The sequence below is a fragment of the Komagataeibacter kakiaceti JCM 25156 genome (assembly GCF_000613305.1).
The window spans coordinates 1-898 of the sequence record NZ_BAIO01000735.1 but is presented as its reverse complement, the minus strand read 5'-3'; the positions used below and the strand labels follow the sequence as shown (position 1 = coordinate 898).

The window sequence follows — 898 nt, the reverse complement described above, 5'->3', positions numbered from 1 at the left end:
CCACCTCGCGCCGCGACCAGTGCGACATGGGCCGCCCCCTCCAGCAGGACCTGCCCGGCATGGGGCCGCACAAGGCCCAGCAGCAGCCGCAGCAATGTCGTCTTGCCCGCGCCATTCGGCCCCAGCAACGCCGTGGTCTCGCCCGCCCCTATCGCGAAGGAGAGGTCATGCAGCACCATGCGCCTGCCGTGGCGAAACCCCACATGCTCCATGCACAGCACGGGCGCATCACGCTCATGCCCGCCACCCGCGCCGCAGCAGCGGCAGCACCGCCACGAACACCACGACCCCCAGCAGGTCGGCAATCAGGCCAACGGGTATTTCCTCAGCCGAAAGGGTGCGCGCCAGATCATCGCAGACCAGCAGGAACATGGCCCCGATACACGCGCTGACCGGCAGCACCCGCATATTGCAAGGCCCCACCAGCAGCCGCGCCACATGCGGCACCACCAGCCCGACCCAGCCGATCATGCCCGCGACCGACACCGTCATGGCCGCCAGCACCGTCGCCGCGCCAATCACCCCATAGCGCAACGCCATGACGGGAATGCCCAGCGTGCGGGCTTCCTCATCCCCCATCGCCAGGCCGTCAAGCATGCGCCCGCAGGCCGAAAGCAGCACGATACCGACCATGACCGGCAGCACCAGCACGCCCAGCGCCTGCGCGCTCACCTGCGTCAGGCTGCCCAGCAGCCAGAACACGATGTCAGGCAACTGGTTCTGCGGGTCCGCGATATATTTCAGCAATGAAAGCAGTGCGGTGAACAGCGCCGAACTGATCAGCCCGCCAAAGACCAGCATCATCATGGAGGCGGCGTCGAACATATGCGCCACCCCCACCCCGAACGCCACCGCCGCGATCCCGCCCGCAAAGGACAGTGCCGCGACACCCGGCGTG

2 protein-coding genes are annotated in these 898 nt (G+C 67.8%); both read right to left on the bottom strand.

What is annotated here, in order from left to right; translation table 11 throughout:
- The coding region (locus JCM25156_RS18445) for an ATP-binding cassette domain-containing protein (protein ID WP_148299430.1) at positions 1-212 on the bottom strand (212 nt) is incomplete at its 3' end.
- 22 nt (positions 213-234) lie between these two features.
- On the bottom strand, positions 235-898 hold a 664-nt coding region (locus tag JCM25156_RS18440; RefSeq protein ID WP_025814296.1), incomplete at its 5' end, for a FecCD family ABC transporter permease.